Below are 263 nucleotides of genomic sequence, written 5' to 3' on the forward strand. Positions count from 1 at the left end.
ATGTCAACGGCGCCTTCAGCTATGGCGACGCGATCATCCTGGCCTGTCTGCTGATGGAGTTGCGCCCGAAACGGATCGTCGAAATCGGTTCGGGTCATTCATCCTGCGTCACGCTCGACGTGAACGACCTTTTCCTCGACGGCTCGACCGAGGTTACCTTCGTCGAGCCTTATCCGGACCTGCTCCATAGCCTGATGAAGCCAGGTGACCGTGAGCGCTATCCGGTGATCGCGACCCCCGTCCAGGACTTGGACCTGTCCGTT

At 59.7% G+C, this 263-nt stretch carries 1 pseudogene; it reads left to right on the forward strand.

The window, feature by feature from the left end:
• Positions 1-263: pseudogene (locus JT719_RS24845) on the forward strand (class I SAM-dependent methyltransferase); the annotation flags it as partial.

This window comes from Sabulibacter ruber (genome assembly GCF_017355955.1).
Lineage (GTDB): Bacteria > Bacteroidota > Bacteroidia > Cytophagales > Hymenobacteraceae > Nibribacter > Nibribacter ruber_A.